Source organism: Paenibacillus sp. FSL F4-0097 (genome assembly GCF_038593125.1).
In the GTDB taxonomy this organism is placed as follows: domain Bacteria; phylum Bacillota; class Bacilli; order Paenibacillales; family Paenibacillaceae; genus Paenibacillus_AQ; species Paenibacillus_AQ odorifer.
In genome coordinates this window covers 832,639-850,780 of record NZ_CP151965.1, presented here as the reverse complement: position 1 = coordinate 850,780, position 18,142 = coordinate 832,639, and the positions used below count along the sequence as shown (strand labels likewise).

At 44.6% G+C, this 18,142-nt stretch carries 14 protein-coding genes; 6 read left to right on the top strand and 8 right to left on the bottom strand.

Translation table 11 applies throughout. The features are described 5' to 3' along the window. Positions 1-30: 30 nt before the first annotated feature. Together MHH86_RS03730 and MHH86_RS03725 are read right to left on the bottom strand one after the other, a co-directional pair. On the bottom strand, positions 31-612 hold the full coding sequence (locus MHH86_RS03730; RefSeq protein WP_076146254.1) for a TetR/AcrR family transcriptional regulator: 582 nt from the start codon (positions 610-612) through the stop codon (positions 31-33). A 193-nt stretch (positions 613-805) separates the two neighbouring features. Beyond that, on the bottom strand, positions 806-1,255 hold the full coding sequence (locus MHH86_RS03725) for a VOC family protein (RefSeq protein ID WP_038568752.1): 450 nt from the start codon (positions 1,253-1,255) through the stop codon (positions 806-808). Positions 1,256-1,351: 96 nt separating this feature from the next. Here MHH86_RS03725 and MHH86_RS03720 point away from each other — a divergent pair, with 96 nt between their 5' ends. Continuing rightward, a complete protein-coding gene (locus MHH86_RS03720; protein WP_076146252.1) occupies positions 1,352-2,290 on the top strand; it encodes a YafY family protein in 939 nt (312 codons plus the stop codon). Between the two features lie 2 nt (positions 2,291-2,292). Here MHH86_RS03720 and MHH86_RS03715 read toward each other — a convergent pair whose 3' ends face one another. Then, positions 2,293-2,967 (bottom strand): MarR family transcriptional regulator, encoded by a 675-nt coding sequence (locus tag MHH86_RS03715; RefSeq protein WP_081382381.1) that lies wholly within the window; start codon positions 2,965-2,967, stop codon positions 2,293-2,295. A gap of 168 nt (positions 2,968-3,135) precedes the next feature. Between MHH86_RS03715 and MHH86_RS03710 the strand changes: the two genes are divergently transcribed. Continuing rightward, complete coding sequence (locus tag MHH86_RS03710; protein WP_076098702.1) at positions 3,136-3,759, top strand: NAD(P)H-dependent oxidoreductase; 624 nt, start codon at positions 3,136-3,138, stop codon at positions 3,757-3,759. Positions 3,760-3,855: 96 nt separating this feature from the next. Here the strand turns inward: MHH86_RS03710 and MHH86_RS03705 are convergent, their stop codons facing one another. Then, complete coding sequence (locus MHH86_RS03705; RefSeq protein ID WP_076146250.1) at positions 3,856-4,698, bottom strand: aldo/keto reductase; 843 nt, start codon at positions 4,696-4,698, stop codon at positions 3,856-3,858. 223 nt (positions 4,699-4,921) lie between these two features. Between MHH86_RS03705 and MHH86_RS03700 the strand changes: the two genes are divergently transcribed. Together MHH86_RS03700 and MHH86_RS03695 are read left to right on the top strand one after the other, a co-directional pair. Further along, positions 4,922-5,911: a DUF4003 family protein gene (locus MHH86_RS03700; protein WP_076146248.1), complete on the top strand. Its 990-nt coding sequence runs from the start codon at positions 4,922-4,924 to the stop codon at positions 5,909-5,911. Between the two features lie 21 nt (positions 5,912-5,932). Next, positions 5,933-6,379 carry a GNAT family N-acetyltransferase gene (locus MHH86_RS03695; RefSeq protein WP_076098704.1) on the top strand — a complete coding sequence of 149 codons (447 nt, stop codon included), beginning with the start codon at positions 5,933-5,935 and terminating at the stop codon, positions 6,377-6,379. 190 nt (positions 6,380-6,569) lie between these two features. On the opposite strand, the gene MHH86_RS03690 is transcribed toward MHH86_RS03695, so the two are convergent. From MHH86_RS03690 to MHH86_RS03680, 3 genes are all read right to left on the bottom strand, one after another. After that, positions 6,570-6,803, bottom strand: a complete 234-nt coding sequence (locus MHH86_RS03690) for a hypothetical protein (RefSeq protein WP_342479643.1) — start codon at positions 6,801-6,803, stop codon at positions 6,570-6,572. Positions 6,804-7,504: 701 nt separating this feature from the next. Beyond that, complete coding sequence (locus tag MHH86_RS03685) at positions 7,505-10,150, bottom strand: ABC transporter permease (protein WP_076146245.1); 2,646 nt, start codon at positions 10,148-10,150, stop codon at positions 7,505-7,507. A gap of 13 nt (positions 10,151-10,163) precedes the next feature. Then, positions 10,164-10,865, bottom strand: coding sequence for an ABC transporter ATP-binding protein (locus MHH86_RS03680; protein ID WP_036684849.1), 702 nt, complete (start codon positions 10,863-10,865; stop codon positions 10,164-10,166). 238 nt (positions 10,866-11,103) lie between these two features. Between MHH86_RS03680 and MHH86_RS03675 the strand changes: the two genes are divergently transcribed. Next, on the top strand, positions 11,104-12,915 hold the full coding sequence (locus tag MHH86_RS03675) for an ABC transporter ATP-binding protein (protein ID WP_256717556.1): 1,812 nt from the start codon (positions 11,104-11,106) through the stop codon (positions 12,913-12,915). Further along, the gene (locus MHH86_RS03670; RefSeq protein WP_076142576.1) at positions 12,902-14,677 is read left to right on the top strand and encodes an ABC transporter ATP-binding protein; all 1,776 of its coding nucleotides are present in this window, start codon (positions 12,902-12,904) and stop codon (positions 14,675-14,677) included. The genes MHH86_RS03675 and MHH86_RS03670 overlap by 14 nt, the downstream gene beginning before the upstream one ends. Positions 14,678-14,759: 82 nt before the next feature. On the opposite strand, the gene MHH86_RS03665 is transcribed toward MHH86_RS03670, so the two are convergent. Continuing rightward, a complete protein-coding gene (locus MHH86_RS03665; RefSeq protein ID WP_076146242.1) occupies positions 14,760-18,125 on the bottom strand; it encodes a hypothetical protein in 3,366 nt (1,121 codons plus the stop codon). Between the last annotated feature and the right edge of the window lie 17 nt (positions 18,126-18,142).

The following is an 18,142-nucleotide window of genomic DNA, read 5'->3' as shown; positions in this document are numbered from 1 at the left end:
ATCCCCTTGTTGTTATCTTCTTCTGTAGCGCTATGAGGACGCACCTTTCCAATACATTTCAAACGCATGGTTTAGCTTACGCTCATAAATTCCCTTAGAAGTGTAATAGAAATACTGCATGCTTAATCCATCCATCAAGTTGAGAAAAGCATCTGCGAGAAGCTGCACGGATTGATCGCGAATTACGCCCTCTTCCATTCCTTTCGAGATGAATTGTTCAATGATCTTCGTCAGCATCGCGTCGGACTCTAGAAATGCTTGCTCAATCGTTTCCTTTAAGAATGCCGGTGGGAATACCACATACCTCAGTACAATTTTGCTTGCTTCAGGGCTCTTCTGATAGAACTCATACTGTCTAGACAATATGCCTCGTAGACTTTCCTGCGCACTCCATACTTTCTGCTCTTCCGATAGTTCTTGAATATAAGTGTTATAGGACTGCATAGCCTCACGAAAGACCGTCATAAACAAATCCTCTTTATTCTCAAAAAAGGCATAGATCGCCGGAGTCTTCACGCCAACTTCCTTCGCAATTTCAGAGAGAGCCGTACCCTCGTAACCCTTCTCTCCGAATAGTCGCATCGCTACTTCTTTCAACTTGTTTTTGGTCAAGACATTCCACATCCCTTACTTACTTAATTAACGTTAATTAAAAAACACTATACATCTTTATGCATAATAATTCAATGTTTTTCATAAAAAAAATAGCCCTCAATACATACAAAAAAAGCCGACCAACATCAGGATAATCCCTGAATTATGATCAGCTGAACGGTGAGCTGGGTTTACTTTAGAAGCAAAGTTGTTAATGTAATCTTTCATCAAACATGAGTTGAATTTGAATACCAAAGGGATCCTCAATGATACCGTAGGCTTTACTAAACACATTGCTGGATAACGGAGAAATAATTTTCACGCGCTCGTCTGTGATTAAGCTTTTATAAAAACCTTCAATCCCCTCTAAATCAGCACTTTGAATACATAATGAAGTGTTATTGCCCACTGTATATTTCTCATTCGTATTCATTGTATCTTCTGCTATCATTATTTTTGTTTTTCCGATTAACAGGACAGAGTGAGTAATATAATCCTTATTTTCATCCGTAAGCTGTAGGGAGCTGTCACGCTCTGCAAGTTGTTGATAGGTGACACGTAACAATTCCTCTGCGTTAAAATGTTTTTTGTAAAATTCTATAGCTTCCTTGGCTCTTCCCTTCATCGATAAGAAAATAGCTACTTCTAGTGTTGTACTCATAGTGTAAGTCTCCTTCGTATATTTGATATCTGGCCTTAAACTTATTATCATATATAAAGGTATCAAAACATGACACCTTTATAAGGAGTTTTATATATGAAAAAATCAGAACGATTAAATGACATGATGAGATACTTAAACGGGCGAGAGTTTTTTAATCTAAGTAACCTTATGGAGAAATACAATATTTCAAAAAGCACAGCGCTACGTGATGTTACTTCATTAGAACAATTGGGTATGCCTATTTTCGCGGAACATGGAAGACACGGACGTTATGGTATTCTAAAAAACAGATTGTTATCCCCTATTATTTTCACGATAGATGAAGTCTATGCGCTGTATTTTGCCATGCTGACGTTAGAATCTTATCAATCCACACCCTTTCATCTAAGTGTTAACAAGCTAAACGAAAAGTTCGAGCACTGTCTATCGAGTACACAAATCAACCAGATTCACAAAATGAAAAAGGTCCTGCAATTCGAAATGTATCAGCATAAGCATGTCAGCCGTTTTTTAGATAAAATCCTAGCAAGTATTCTAAATGAGAGTGCCTGTAACATTGAATATACAAAAGAAAACCAAACAAAAAGATACCCTGTTCAATTCTTTAGGATTTCCGCTAAGTTTGGTCAATGGTATGCCACTGGAATAGAGCTTGCGACGAATACATATAGAGTTTTTAGATGTGATCGAATAACCTTCATTGAAGAAGAGGAAAGCAAGGCTCGTTATTCTATAGAAGAACTTCTTAGTCGTTCATTAGAAATCTATCAGTCTGCGAAAAGTATTGACTTTGAAGTTGAGATTGCGGAACAAGCAAAGGATATTTTTTATAAAGAACATTATCCTTCTATGGAAATAGAGGTTGGTCCGAAAACAGTCATTAAGGGATTCTATAATCCAGGTGAAGAGGATTTCTTGGCTAATTATTTTATCCGATATGGTCATGCTGTTACATCCGTGAAACCTGAAGCCTTAAAACAAATAATCAAAGATAAGTTAGAGCAACTGGTAAATCACTATCAAAAAATATAAAGCTAATCAAAAGGGGTAAAAAACATAGCTTGGAGAACTGCCTTAGCCTTTTTGAGGTTGCGCGTATCCAGTTGGTTAAGCATGTCTACGATTTGACTCATTTCATCGTTTTCCACTGGCTCAAGAGATGCTCCGGTAGTTAATAGTTCTTTTTCAGCAACCGATTCCGAATGAACCCATGACGCTTCCAAAGTATCCTCGAAGGCTTGGATTATAAATAACAATTCATCCGTGTTATATCTCTGTAGAAACCGGTTTATCCCTTTATTCATCTGCTTATGTAGGGCTAAATGCAAATCGAATATTTCTTTCCCTAGAGGTGTTGTAAGAAAAAGCACTTCTTTTTTATTATCGGGGAGAAACTCCGTGCGAATAATTTCCTGTTGCACTAATCTTCTTGTGATTTTGGACACGCTGCCTTTAGGAATTCCGAATTGCTTCGAAATGGTAGTGCCATTCACCGGCTCAAGCTGTCCAATTGCATCTATTACATGCAGCATCATGACTGTGGAGTCTTGGAGGAAATCAATGATAAGGGGATTACTGCAGTTCTGAATCAACCATTCCTTCTCTTCGTCATCCTCCGATTGAAATCGCTTTTGTAATTGGGGAATCTTCTCTATTAATTTTTTTATCAAAATATCCTTATTAGGTAAGTTCTCGAAAGAATGCGTCACTGTTACGTCTCCTCGTAAATTCATCTTATGCTCATTTTAACAAGATACAGCTCATAAATAAAGTTTCCTAGAAATAATATTGACAACAAGGAAACTTAAAACGTATTATTGTTTCCGTAGTTAATATTTAATTTCTAGGAAACAATAAATCATAAAGAAGGTGTTTATATGAATGTCTTAATTATTTTTGATCATCCCTACGGCGCATCAGCGTCCGAGAATATCCCCCATCAGCGAAGCTATTCCGCAGCCTTATTAGCCTCCGTTATGCGAGGTCTTACCACCAAAGGTCATACGATTGATCTTATCGACCTGCATGCCGATGGATTTGATCCAGTCATGTCGCACGAAGAACTCACTGCTTGGCGGCAATTGAAAACCACCGATCCGCTAATCGCCAATTATCAGCAGCGTCTTATAGCAGCGGATCATATCGTCTTCATTTTTCCTATATGGTGGGAAGCCATGCCCGCTCTTACCAAAGGTTTTCTTGATAAGGTATTCGCAAAAGGCATTGTCTACGAAGAAACTAAACCTGGGCGGCCCTTCAAATGCTTGCTCCCGAATATTAAAGGAGTGTCCCTGCTGACCGTAATGAACACACCCGACTTCTTTTATCGCTGGATTTTTGGCAACCCCATCACCAAAATTCTATTCAGAGGCACCTTCCGCAAAATGGGAATACGGAAAAACCTCCGTTGGTATAATTATGCCGGGATGTCAGATCGCAGCTTAGAAGAGCGGGTGAAGCATCTCGATAAAACAGAACAACGGTTTGCACGACTGTACTAAACTAGACTAGATTAAATTACTCAAGCGCTGACTGATTCTGAGGCTAGCCTAATATAAAAAAACACGCCAATAACTGGCGTGTTGTAGTTAAATTTATTAAAATTCTTCATACGATGCGGGATCTTGATCAGCTATTCGACCTGTTGGCGAGGTTAATGCGGAAATAACGGTCATCTCAGCTTCCGATAATTGAAAATCAAAAATATTCAGATTATCGCGCTGATGCTCTAGAGAAGAAGCCTTTGGAATTGGAATAGCCCCAAGCTGTATATGCCAACGTAAGATAACTTGCGATATCGATTTATTATGGACCTTACCTATTTCCGCTATTTTCTCATTTTCCAGTACGCTGCTAGCTCGTCCCAATGGACTCCACGATTCAATCACTACCCCATGCTCTTTGTTCCATGCACGCTGCTCTTCCTGATTAAAATGAGGATGCAGCTCAATCTGATTCATGCTCGGCGCTACGCCAGTTTCTTGTATCAAACGCTCGATATGCTCCGGCAAAAAGTTACATACACCGATGGAGCGGATCAAACCTTGCTTCCGTGCCTCAATCATCGCCTGCCAGGCTTCAACATATAAATTCACTCTAGGGTTAGGCCAGTGGATGAGATAGAAATCATAATAATCCAATCCGGCTCTGAATAAAGACTCCTGTATGGTGGCTAATGCTTCTTTATAAGAGTGATGGCGACCTGGCAGCTTGGAAGTAATGAGCAGTTCTTCCCTAGACACAGAAGTTTGCCGAACAGCCTGGCCTACAGCACCTTCGTTCTCATAATTAAACGCAGTGTCGATCAGACGATAGCCAACATCAATCGCCTTAGTGATGTTTTGTGCTCCCTCAGTACCATTTAACGCGTAAGTACCAAAACCAATAGCAGGCACCTTCACTCCATCGTTCAATATGATTTCAGGTATTCTCTCAGTCATCGTCGCACTTCTCCTTTGTTGTCATTTAAGCCCCTGCCGATCCATCTTATAATTATTATAACATCTTCATAGTAAACTCAATCATTGGGTTACCTGAACAACCTCTAGCTTATTGGTAAGCCGCTTTCGTGGGCATCCGATTTATTTTTTATAGTAAAATGAATCTACAGCACTGGATTTTCGTAATGTTATGAATTAAAAGTAGAGATAAGAGGTGTACCCAATGAAGGAGCAATATCCAGCTAGGCTTGAATTGTTCGCAGACAACGCTCAGAGGATCAAAAAAGCTTTTCCATGGCAAAATGCAATGGTTAATCGGTTAGCGGCACTATTGTATGCTGTAGAGGACAAAGTTGCAGATGACGAAGCCATTCGTGCTAGCTACGAGCTAATTAAGGAGAGTACCGGGATTTTCTCTCAATTTAGAGGGGCTTCGGTGATCAGCATTGCTGCCCTGCTTTCACTTTCTGACGAAAAGGAAACTCTGCTTGCAAACACATTTGCCGTGTATGATTTAATGAAGGAAGCCAAATTCAGAGCCTCTGATTATCTCGTCGTTGCTGCCTATCAAATCGCTGCTAATGCAACATCGGATCGATATCAGCGTACGGTAGAACGAGCAAAGCTATTTTACGATAGTATGAAAGCAAAACATCGTTTCCTTACCGGACAAGACGATTATATCTTCTCCGCTATGCTTGGTCTTTCCGATATCGATGTTGAGAGTGGCGTGGACCGCATGGAGCAGCTCTATGTAACACTTAAGCCCGAATTTATGTCAGGCAACAGTGTGCAAGCCCTGACCCAGGTATTGGTTCTTGGGGAAGAAGCCCCTCAAGCAGCGGACCGTGTATTGGCATTAAGAGATGCATTTCGTGCACAGGGTATCCGGCTAGACAAGGAATATACCCTCTCCTCGCTAGGCGTGTTATCCCTGCTCCCTTGCAACAAGGAGGACATCGTTACTGATGTCTCAGAGACTTACGAATTTTTGCGTACAAAAAAGGGCTTCGGTAACTGGTCTATTGGCAAGCAGGAATTACTGCTCTTGTCTTCTGCACTGGTAGCCTTCAGATCTGTGGAGGATGTGCAAACCGGCGTATTAACTACGATGCTTTCCACCAACATTACCAATATTATAATTGCTCAGCAGGCTGCTCTTGCCGGGGCAGCGGCTGCGTCAGCTGCGGCTGCAGCTTCTTCTTCGAATTAGATTGAATCGTGAGGGAAAGATATGGACTCCATAAAAAGCTTCACAACTAGAAATGAAGAATTGTTAAACCGTTTACTGAACATTTGGGAATCATCCGTGCGGCATACTCATCTTTTTCTAACCGAGCAGGATATTGATGCTTTGCGGCCACTGGTCACGCAGGCGCTTGAGGGCATAAGCGATTTGTTTGCTTTTACAGATGATGAGGAACAGTTGATTGGCTTCATAGGGGTTCAGAATAATAAGATTGAAATGCTGTTCGTAGAACCTGCTGTAATGGGAAAAGGCGTTGGAAAAGCACTTGTAGCTTATGTCATGCAGGAACTCGACGTACACCTCGTAGATGTGAATGAGCAAAATCCCCAAGCTTTAGGTTTCTATGAGCATATGGGATTTCAGGTTTTTGAGCGTTCAGCACTCGACGAACAAGGTAATCCTTTTCCTATCCTGCACATGTCGCTTAAGTAGCTTTTTCCTATGCAGGAGACAGTTCGATGCATTTTAGTATCGTAAAAAAACAACAGAGCAGCGATTCTCAAACGAGAGAATCGCTGCTCTGTGTTTTATTTGTCTGCTTCAATAGAGTTTAGGTTAGCTAAGCTAGGAGCGGCTAGGAGTAGATAAGCGGAGCTAGGCGAAGCGGCTTCGAGTATTCGGTTCACCTATAACTAATATCTGCATCTGCATCTGCAACTACTTCTACTTCTACTTCTACTTCTACTTCTACTTCTACTTCTACTTCTACTTCTACTTCTACTTCTACTTCTACTTCTACTTCTACTTCTACTTCTACTTCTACTTCTACTTCTACTTCTGCTTCTACTTCTACCTTTACATCTACTTCTGCAACTACTTCTAAATCTACGCATATCCCCTCATGCACATCACCCAATCAAAGCTCTCTGTTGCTTGCGGACTCAGATGACGCTATTTGCTCATTTATCGCCCTTGAAGCACAGTTTCGGACTCCAGTGTCGCTATTCTATAGAAAGAGCATCATTTCTGGCGTTTTTTATGCCAATAGCTGCTATGGAGTCCGATATCATTCCAAATGACGGATAATCCGTCGTTTAAGGTCACCTGGGTCCGATAGGGTCCGATAGCGTCGGGCATAGATTCAGATAGCAAACAATATCGTCAGAAATCATCGGATGGCATCGATAGCGAACGATAGCGGCGATTCCTAACCATCCCCAGTTACTTACGGACCCAGATGACACTATTTGCTCATTTATCGCCTTTGAAGCATAGTTTCGGACTCCAGTGTCGCTATTACATAGAAAGAGCCGCATTTCTGACATTTTTTATGCCAATAGCTGCTATGGAGTCCGATAACATCCCAAATGGCGGATAATCCGGCGTTTAAGGTCATCTAGGTCCGATAGCGTCGGGCATAGATTCAGATAGCAAACTATATCGTCAGAAATCGTCGGATGGCATCCGATAGCGAACGATAGCGTCGGGTCCTAACCATCCCCTGTTCCTTACGGACCCCGAGGACACTATTTGCTCATTTATCGCCTTTGATCCATAGTTTCGGACTCCAGTGAAGCTATTCCATAAAAAGAGCCGCATTTCTGGCGTTTTTAGATGCTATTCCACCGACTTCAAAGCCTCTATCATATGGATTCGTTTGAGCTTAATATGCATGAACGCCATGACAATACCGGAGAACAACAGTGTTAGGAGCGCCGCATAAATATAACTTGGCCACTTGATGATCGGAGCGAACATCGTCGCATCCAGCTCGGCCGTCTTCAGGACGAAGCTATGCAGCACTATGCCGAGACCCGATCCAGCCACAATACCGAGTAGGCTAAGCAGCATATTCTCGCGGTAAATATACATGGTTACTTCCTTGTCGTAGAAGCCCAGTACCTTAATGGTTGACAGCTCCCGGATCCGCTCGGACACATTGATATTGGTCAAATTGTAGAGGACGACAAAAGCCAACGCCGCCGCTGAAACAATGAGCACCAAGGTTACAACGTCCATACTCTTCATAGTCTCATCGAAGGCGGAGCCTACATTGCTGGAAAAGCTGATGGCAGCGACGCCCTCATTAGCCGTCAGCTTTTCACCAAATTTATCTTCCCATGTCTTATCATGTGCGGTGTAGTTCAGCAGTTCTGTGTTGAATAGCGGTTTTTCTCCGAACACAGAAGCATAATACGCCGGTGTCATATAAACATAGTGCATTACATAATTCTCTGTAATCGCTGCGACCTCAATCTCGAACGTCTCATTATCTTTGTCCACCACGGTCAATTTATCACCAGACTCCAGCCCATACAGCTTAGCCAGTTTTTCTGAGATAATAGCCCCATCATCCGTAAGCATCCGCCCTTCTCCACTCTTTCGATCATGCAACTCCACGAAATCGGATAGAGAGTCAACGGAGGTAGGAACGAACAGATGAACCTCTTGATCATTTACACCACTAGCATGTGCGGTCATCCGTTCTTGCGCCACACTCAGCGTCCCAGTTACTGCAGATTCACCAGTGATTAGTTGGTCGTAGGCTTTTAGCACATCGGTAGATACATCTTCATGCAGTGCCACAAGTGCATCATATTTCATAATCGTGCCGAATTGCGACCCGGCGATGCTGCCAATTGAATCCTTGAGACCAAATCCCGTCAGGATCAGCGCTGTACAGCCAGCCACGCCGAAAACAGTCATGAACATCCGCTGCTTATAGCGGAATAGATTCCGTGCGGTAACCTTTTGGACAAAGCTCAATCTCTTCCATATAAAAGTGATCCGCTCCAGTAAAATACGCTGGCCACTCTTTGGTGCCTTCGGACGCATCAATACGGAAGCATTGCTGCGTAATTCTACCCGTGAAGCAATCCACGCCGTCAACGTAGTACATATTAACGCTACGATAACGGATATGATCGAATACGAAAGATAGAAATTCTTCGTGATATCCGGCAAGTTATAGATTGCACTATACGCATCGTAGATAATACCCGGAAACAGGGTAAAACCAACCGCAAGACCCGCAATTGAAGCCGCCAGACTGGCAAGCGTACCATAGACCAGGAATTTGGCCATGATGTCGCGGTTAGCATAACCAAGTGCTTTCAGGGTCCCGATCTGCAGGCGATGCTCCTCAACCATCCGTGTCATGGTCGTCAAGCTGACCAGCGCAGCAATCAGGAAAAAGAACACAGGAAACGCACTCGCAATCGCCGACAAGCGATCAGCGTTATCTTTATATTCGGCATATCCCGGATTAGCGCTTCGGTCAGTAACGTAGACCTTAAGCTGCTCCAGCTCTGCAAGCTTTTGCTCCCCTGCCGCCAATTCCTCCTTGGCAGAAGCAAGTCCGGCAGCAATTGCCTTCATGCTTGCAGCCTGTTCCTGCTGCACTTCCTCCGGCTGGCGCTGCAAATCCGCAAGCTGCTGCTCGGCGGCGGCCACCTTTGCGCGGCCACCAGAAAGCTCTTTCTCGCCTTCCGCCCGCAGCTCAGCAAGCCGTGCTTCCGGCACGCCGGACATCGCCTGCTCTACAGCATGGGTATGCTGTTCGATCAGATCTTCATACTCCGGCGAATAAGCCTTCACCCCAGTTGTATCCTTAAAGGACAGATAGGCTTCCGTATACACCGGAAGCTTGAAATCTGACTCCGGGATCGCGGCGAACGCATCCGCCGTACCTTTGCCGATCCCACTGGTGCCACGGGTACTTTGCTCAATAAACTGTGGACTTCTAACAAAGCCAACTACGGTATACTCCAGTGTCTCGAAGCTGTTCGACAGCTCCGCATCCGTACCGTTTCCACTGAAAGATACCTTGTCACCCAACGCATATTCTTCCGCTAGCTTATCGTCCAGCACGATTTCACCGGAATGCTCCGGTAGATGGCCTTCAATTATACGGTATTGATTAAGTGGTTTATCCGTGTTGTAAGAATTGACTTTAAGTATTAAGGCATTATCACCCATGAATACATCTGCGCTATAGCTCGGCTGAATCTCATCGATCCCCTGTACATTTCTGAGTAACCCGATGTTGTCTTCAGTCAGTCCGTAGTTAGTCTGCACCTTCAGATCCATCAAGCGCTGCTCTTTGTAAAAGGTTCCAGCTGTATTCAGCATATCTGGCCCAGTGGCCTTGATTCCGGCAAAAAAGCTGACGCCTAACATAATAATTGCAAAAATCGAAATAAACCGGGCTTTGGTATGCCCAATTTCACGAAAAATATCTTTCCACAATGCTCGCTTTTTCATAGATGCCTTCTCCTTACCATTCAATATCGTCAACGGATACCGGCGAAGGATTGATCACCATCTTCCGTACCTTAGCGTTGTTAATCTCTATAACCCTGTCAGCCATCGGGGCGATCGCCAGATTATGTGTAATTACGATAACCGTTGTCCCGGTGTTACGACAAGTATCCTGCAGCAGCTTCAGCACCTGCTTGCCGGTGTTATAATCAAGCGCTCCTGTCGGCTCGTCGCAGAGCAGCAGCTTCGGTTGTTTAGCTAACGCTCTGGCGATAGCGACACGTTGTTGCTCACCACCGGACAGCTGAGCCGGGAAATTATCTAACCGCGCGCCCAGACCCACATCCTCCAGTACCTTACGTGCATCTAGTGCACGCGGGGAAATCTGCGAAGCAAGCTCAACATTTTCCAGTGTGGTCAGATTAGGCACTAGATTATAGAACTGAAATACAAAACCTACGTCATTTCGGCGGTAGCCTGTCAGCTCCTTGGCACTAAACTTGGCGATATCAATGCCATCCACAATGACCTGACCTTCATCGGCGGAATCCATTCCACCCAGAATATTAAGCACCGTAGATTTACCCGCACCACTTGGGCCGACGATCACGGCAAATTCACCTTTTTTTATCTCAAAATCAATCCCGTCATTCGCGACAATTACATTCTCGCCCATCTTGTAACGCTTGTACTCCCCTTTTACAGCAACAAAACTCATTCCTCTTCCTCCTGTCCCTATCCGAACTAAGTCTAATTACTCTACATTGTCTCAGTTTATCATAATTAGAACGCCCAAGCCCGAATGGCAAACCCTCATTACACAAGGTGAAATTCACATCATTAATAAGTTCATTTTTTTGTAACAATAATGTAACAAGGAAATTTTACCGTAAACGATACTTAGTCATTTGATAATGTTATAATCACTTTGTTTTATTTACTCTTTTCAGGCAAGAGTGAAAGAACAAGAACAATCAGAAACAGGTGATCAGATGTTCGAACTGAAATGGCTATGGCAGAACCTAGAGGGAAACCGGACGCGATACATTCTGGCACTCTGCCTTTCGGTGGTGGGCTCAAGTCTTACAATCGTGAATCCGTACATCAGTCAGCGCATTGTCGATACGTTTATAGCCGGTGACAACGCCCTGCAGAATCTTACACAAGAACGGCAATTATTGATTATGCTCTGTCTAGGCATGATTGGATTTTCTCTACTGCGCACAGGTCTCGCATATTTCACGACCATGCAGTACGAGATATCCTCGCAAAATATGATGTACAATGTCCGCATTTATTTGTACAACAAAATTCAGGGACAGGACAGAAAATACTACGATCATAATCGTACCGGCGATCTCATGACCAAGATGACAGGCGATCTGGACATGGTCCGTCACTCTATGGCCTGGATTTTTAAGACGATCATTGAATCGCTAACGATCTTCCTTGCCGCCGTTATCTATTTTTTCACCATAGATGCGGAACTGACGCTGTGGATGCTTATCCTGTCACCGCCCATTTTTATCGTGGCTTACATATTCGCTAAACGCGTCCGTCCTATGTATATTGACCTGCGTGAACGGCTGTCCCAGCTTAACACGACTACACAGGAGAATATCTCAGGCAACCGTGTGGTCAAGGCTTTTGCCCGCGAGGAATTCGAGGTCGAAAAATTCACAGAGAAGAATGTCAACTATTCTACGGCGAACAAAAAGGCCGCCCTTGTATGGCTTGATTATTTTCCTTATCTGGAATCCTTCGCTCAGGGCTTCAACGTAATTCTTATGTTGGTTGGTGGTTTGTTCCTTATGAACGGCCGGATCACCTTCGGTGAATTTATGGCCTTCTCTTCGCTTATTTGGGCTATATCCAACCCTATGCGCAACATTGGTATCATTATCAACGACATTCAGCGCTTTTTTGCGAGCTTGTCCAAAATCGTAGATATCTATTATGCCCGGCCAAATATTGTTAACGAGCATACTGTCACTGACAAACGCCGTTATGAAGGCCGTATTGAATTCGATCATGTCCGCTTCAAATATGATAGCGCTATCGTACTGGACGATATTAGCTTTACCGTTGAACCCGGTGAAACTGTAGCAATCATGGGCGCGACAGGATCAGGCAAAACAACAATCATCAACCTCATCCCTCGCTTCTACGATGTAGCTGAAGGGCGCGTACTCGTAGACGGTGTTGATGTTCGGCAGCTGGAGCTTGATGAACTTCGTGGAAATATCGGCATGGCGACCCAAGATGTACTTTTGTTCTCTGATACCATTGATGGAAACATCGCCTATGGCGATCCTGATCTTCCGGAAGAAGATGCAATGGGTTATGCAGAGCTCGCAGCCGCACACGACTTCATTACCAAAATGCCTGAAGGTTATGATACCGTTGTCGGGGAACGCGGAGTCGGACTATCGGGGGGGCAAAAGCAGCGTATTGCCTTAGCGCGTGCTTTGGCGGTACACCGTCCTATCCTGATTCTCGATGATACGACCTCTGCGGTCGACCTTGAGACGGAGGAGCATATCCAAAAAAGTCTGCGTGAACTGGACTATCCTTGTACGAAAATTATTATTGCGCAGCGTGTATCTACTACCTCGCAAGCGGACCGTATTCTCATTCTGGATGGCGGGAAGCTAGTTGAGGAAGGGACTCACACTGAACTGCTGGCGAAACGTGGTTACTATTACGAAGTGTTTAAACTGCAGAACGAGGGTATTGGAAGGCAGGTGACCGCAAGTGGCAAGGAATAAATTTGACGTCGATGAAAATCTTGAATCGCCGTTTAATATAAAACACTTCCGGCGTGCGATGGTATATATCAAACGAAAGAAAACGCCAATGATTGTTGCGTTCGTGCTCAGTGCACTTTCAGCAGCCATTTCACTGTCGGCTCCGCTGATCATGCAACATGTCATCGACGTGACCATTCCGGCAAAAGAGAAGCTTGCACTGCTGGGTTGGGCTGCACTGATGCTTGTGACCATCGTGGTCAGTGTTTATCTGGCTACGATACGCTCGCGCATCATGACGAGTGTTGGGCAGGATATTATTTTTGACATCCGAACGGATTTGTTTAAGCATCTGCAAGAGTTGCCTTTCAAATATTATGACGACCGTCCGCAGGGCAAGATCCTTATCCGGGTCGTAAACTACGTCAACGCCGTTTCAGATGTGCTGTCCAACGGGATTATCAACTTTATTCTAGAAATCGTGAATTTGCTCTTTATCGCAGCCTTCATGTTCGCTGTCGATGTACGACTCTCATTTGTCATCCTTGCCGGACTGCCAGTCTTCCTTGGCATCATGCTGCTGATCAAAACCCGACAACGCCGGGCATGGCAAGCAGTGTCCAACAAAAGCTCTAACCTGAACGCCTATCTGCAAGAGAGCATCAGCGGTATTGGTGTGACACAAATGTTCTCCCGGGAACAACGTAACGAAGGAATCTTCACACGTCTCGCAGGTAATTTCCGTAAAGAATGGATGAAGGCTCAACGTTACAACTTACTTATTCCGTTCTCTGTAGACAACTTGTCTACGATTGTTACATCATTGATTTTCCTTGTAGGCCTACTAACTCTGAGTCCTCAAGACATGACCCTCGGTGTCATTCTGGCGATGAGCAGCTACGCTGCCCGCTTCTGGCAGCCGATTCTGAGTCTTTCGAACCTGTACAATAACTTCATCAACGCCGTTGCCTATCTTGAGCGTATCTTCGAAACGCTGGATGAACCGGTTACCGTCAGTGATATTCCGGATGCAAAAATACTGCCATCTGTACAGGGCCATGTCACCTTCGACGATGTAACTTTCGCCTATGACCCGGGGCTTAATATTCTGGAGAATATCTCCTTCAAGGTCAAAGCGGGAGAAAGCATCGCGCTGGTAGGACCCACAGGTGCGGGCAAAACAACCGTCGTCAATCTGATCTCACGCTTTTATAACATTTCCAGTGGTCAGATTCTGATCGACGGCCAGGATATCTCGCAGGTGACGTTAAAATCTCTTCGCAGCCAGATGGGGATTATGTTACAGGATAGCTTCATCTTCTCCGGTACCATTCTGGACAATATTCGGTACGGCCGACTGGATGCGACCGAAGAAGAAGTAATCGCCGCTGCAAAGGCCGTTTGCGCCGACGAATTCATCCGTGAATTCGATCAAGGCTACATGACAGAGGTCAATGAACGTGGCTCCAAGCTGTCTCAAGGACAGCGGCAGCTCATTTCGTTCGCAAGAACACTTTTAGCAGATCCGCGCATTCTCATCTTGGATGAAGCCACTTCTTCCATTGATGCGAAGACTGAGCGCTTATTGCAAAAAGGGCTGAATGAACTGCTTAAGGGACGCACCTCGTTCATTATCGCGCATCGCCTCTCCACCGTAAAAAACTGCGATCGTATTATGTACGTATCTAACAAAGGCATCGCGGAAAGCGGCTCACATGATGAGCTTATCGCACAGCGGGGCCTTTATTACCGCCTCTACACAGCACAGAAGATGGAAGCTTAATTGAAGAAATACCAAAAGAGCTCAGGCCGATTTGCAGCCTGAGCTCTTTTGGTATTTTATATTTTCAAAAAAATATCAAAAACTAATCTATCGCCGTCCAAATATTTAGCGCAAGTGAGCGAACCGCAAGGTTCGTGTGATTTCTGTACAACCGCAGACGCTCTCCAGGCTCTGGACTCCACAATAGAGCACTTCCGGCAACTTCAAGCAGCGAAAGTCCAATATACTGAGATTCGTAACGGCTCTCAGACTCTAGAACATCTACAATTTCCAATAAAGTTTCCGGACTCCAGTATCCCGTGCTCTCTTCTAAATTATACGCGACCTGCTTATAAACATCGCTTAATAGCTGGGGCTGATTTGAAATAGTGGTAACGATCCGATTCAGATAATTGGCGGATTCCTCCACGTTATTCCAGTCTATTGCTGCTATATACAATTTCATCACAGCTTGCTGTAAGGTCTCATCAGATGCCAGACAGTCAATCAGATCCGTATACAAAGGGATAAGGTGCATCCGGGTGATTTTTGGCAAAGCTATCAGCTGGTTGACTAATTTCAGTAGACGTTGCCGATGAGGCAAATCTCTTTTGGCAGTAGCGTTCCATTCATCACTTATCGCTGCACTAACCAGTCTCTGACATACACCAACTACTACCTCATTGATCTTACCATCGCGACAGGTTTCTACCAGCGTGTTCATAGCAGTTTCCCATCTGGTGCTGTCTTCCAAATCCGTAATAGACTGAGCGGTGGCAGCTGCAACAATCCCTTCATTTCCATTTGTCCACCGCATCATAGAAATGAAAGCATATCTGCCAATATACGCATCCTGGTGCCTTGCAATTTCAAGGATTAATCCTAGATAACGTGGTCTAAAGTCTAGCGGAAGAGCATTAGGCTGTTGAGATAATAAACTTCCTGCGATGTCACTTTCTGATGAAGAAGCCATTGTACTTAACATGTCCCAAGCGCGTTCATCATCTAAAAGCTGTTTCGCAGCATGCCCTATGGCTATGATTACATCCTTGTGTGCATTGGGTTTCTCGAACTCGTTCATCAATAGCGGAAGACTGTCATCGCTTCTATAAGCGCCCAGTAAGCGGATGGCTTCTTTTCTGACAGTCATCTTCAGCTTATCCCGATTCAGCAGCTCTTTCAGCATGGTAACCAGTAACACCGGATTCACCCTGCGGATGCATCTGGGTATCGAGTACATGGCTACACGGGCCCGGTCCCCATCCAGATTCTCCAGCAGAACGGGAAGTGCCTTCTCCGGTTCTTCCATAAGTGAAAAGGCATGAAGTGCAGCTTCTACTACAGTTACTTCCTTATCCTGCATAAGCCCCAGTAACCTATCCGAACCGAGATCAGGCATGCTTGCCATGATCTTAATAACGCTTGCACGCTCCCAAAGATTACGTTTGGCATCGTATGCAACTTTTTCTAATAAGGCACTTAAAGCTTGTTGCTGACGTGGCAGCCATCTGTGGAATCCATCCGCGGCCGGCACAAGATAGATAGTTTTGCCTGATAGGAACTTGCCCTTAATGACAGCCCCTGAAATAAAAGGATCGAGGCATTCCTGTCGCTTCAGATGCATATGCTGGAACACTTCATGGATCGTAATATACGATTTATCTAAAGCTAATAATTCCTTAACTCTGGCATCACGCGTTGTATGAGGCGCAAGCCAGTATCTGGCCGCTTGTATGGCTGTAGAATCTGCCTTTGCCCTCGTTGCTTCCTTTAACAGATTCTGAAGTTTTATGATGCCGTAACCTCTTTTACCGAATGAGCTAGCTAGGCTTAACACCAGATTGTAATCTTCTCTTTTGTTGGCCTGTACAGCTAATGTATAAATTTCGTCGAAGATAATCTCTTCTACTCCCCGGGGTAAATTCTTCTCCAATGATGGAAGAGAAAGCTGCCCATTCTGCTTGGCCAATTTCTGAATCGTCTTTAAGGAAAACTTAAACAGCTCACCGTGAGGAAGTAATGCGTTATGCCGGAGAATAGCAAATGCCAGTTGTTGAACGGAAAATTTTGTACCATATGAAGTATCTCTGGCCTCTATAACACTATCAACAAGCAAAGTAAGCTCTTGTACATGGGTATCCGTGAACACAGACGCAGGACTTTCCGATAGCTCTTTAAACACAGCGCCCCGGACAGGATCCTGATCATTTTTAATCCGGCCCAGGTACACCAAAGTTTCATTCATGCCCTGTCTCGACAGAACGGTACTTCTGATCAGCTGCATAAGCGCCGTGGCACGTTCGTCTGCACTGGATACCTTTGTTGCTTGTTCAAGTCCCGCTCTTGAATGAAGAATAGAACGGCAAGCCGTAAATCTGACTGTTCTCTCCCGGTCATCATTGATTTCACGAAGGCCAAGCATCCGGGTGGCTTCCTTGTCACGCAATGCATGTGGTAATACATACAGTAATCTTTCCGGAAAAATGCGTTCATTGCGTTTATCTTCTTCATACACAGCATCGAAAATGACCTTGCGCTTAGAGGGTGCAATATTATGAAGCAGCTTTGCTATGTGCATAGGGTGATCTGCGAGTAGTTTCGCTATCTCAATCCATTGATCAATGGATAAATATTTTTTCCTTTTAAGAACAGCTTCAGGAACGCCATAAGAAATCAGATCGCTCCGCGACTCCGTTCGTGTTAACAGCTGATACACCTTATTAGGATTTTGGCGTACAAGCGTGCCAAGCTGCTCTTTTAACGCAGGATGTATGATGCCCATCGGTCCATGATTCAGCGCACACTCCAGCACCAAGTCTGCCTTCAGATTGCATAGGATCTCCAGAGCTGATGAGAATCTCCACCAGACATAGCCTTTTTCCCTGAGTGGTGTGCTTTCCAGTGTTGTTGCAAAGTATTCTGCTACTACGTTAAGATGCCGGCTGGATAATTTCTTCCAGTCTTTTATGGCATACCCGATATCAGCAAGCCATTTACTTACCGTTGCCGAATAACAGGCCTGCAATATAATCGCGGCTTCCTCCGCTCCCCATCGGGCATACACTAAAGGCAATAAGCGTTCCGCTAATTCCTGACGGTTAATCTGTGAAATACTATGCAGCAGCTTGCGGCGGCAATCATGGGATAAATGGGGGAGCTCACGTTCAATATCAGCATCCGAAGCCACCTTTGCCAAAAGACCCGCAGCCGTATTTCTGATACTTGCCTTGGGATGCCGCAGTGCTGATAGAATAATAGCAGCATCTTGTGTTGCAATGGCGCCGATTAAGGCAAGTCGCGCTTCATAAACGCCATCCTCCAGCAAAGAGGCTAGTAATTGGGAGTACTGGACAGATCCGAGATGATCACGGCCTAAGATTGCTACTTTTTTGATTCTGTCGGAATAGCCTAGCGAATCCAATTCTTTAAGTAAGCTCTGTTTATCCAATGGATCTCTTTTGAAAATCATAAGTCCTCCTCGTTAAC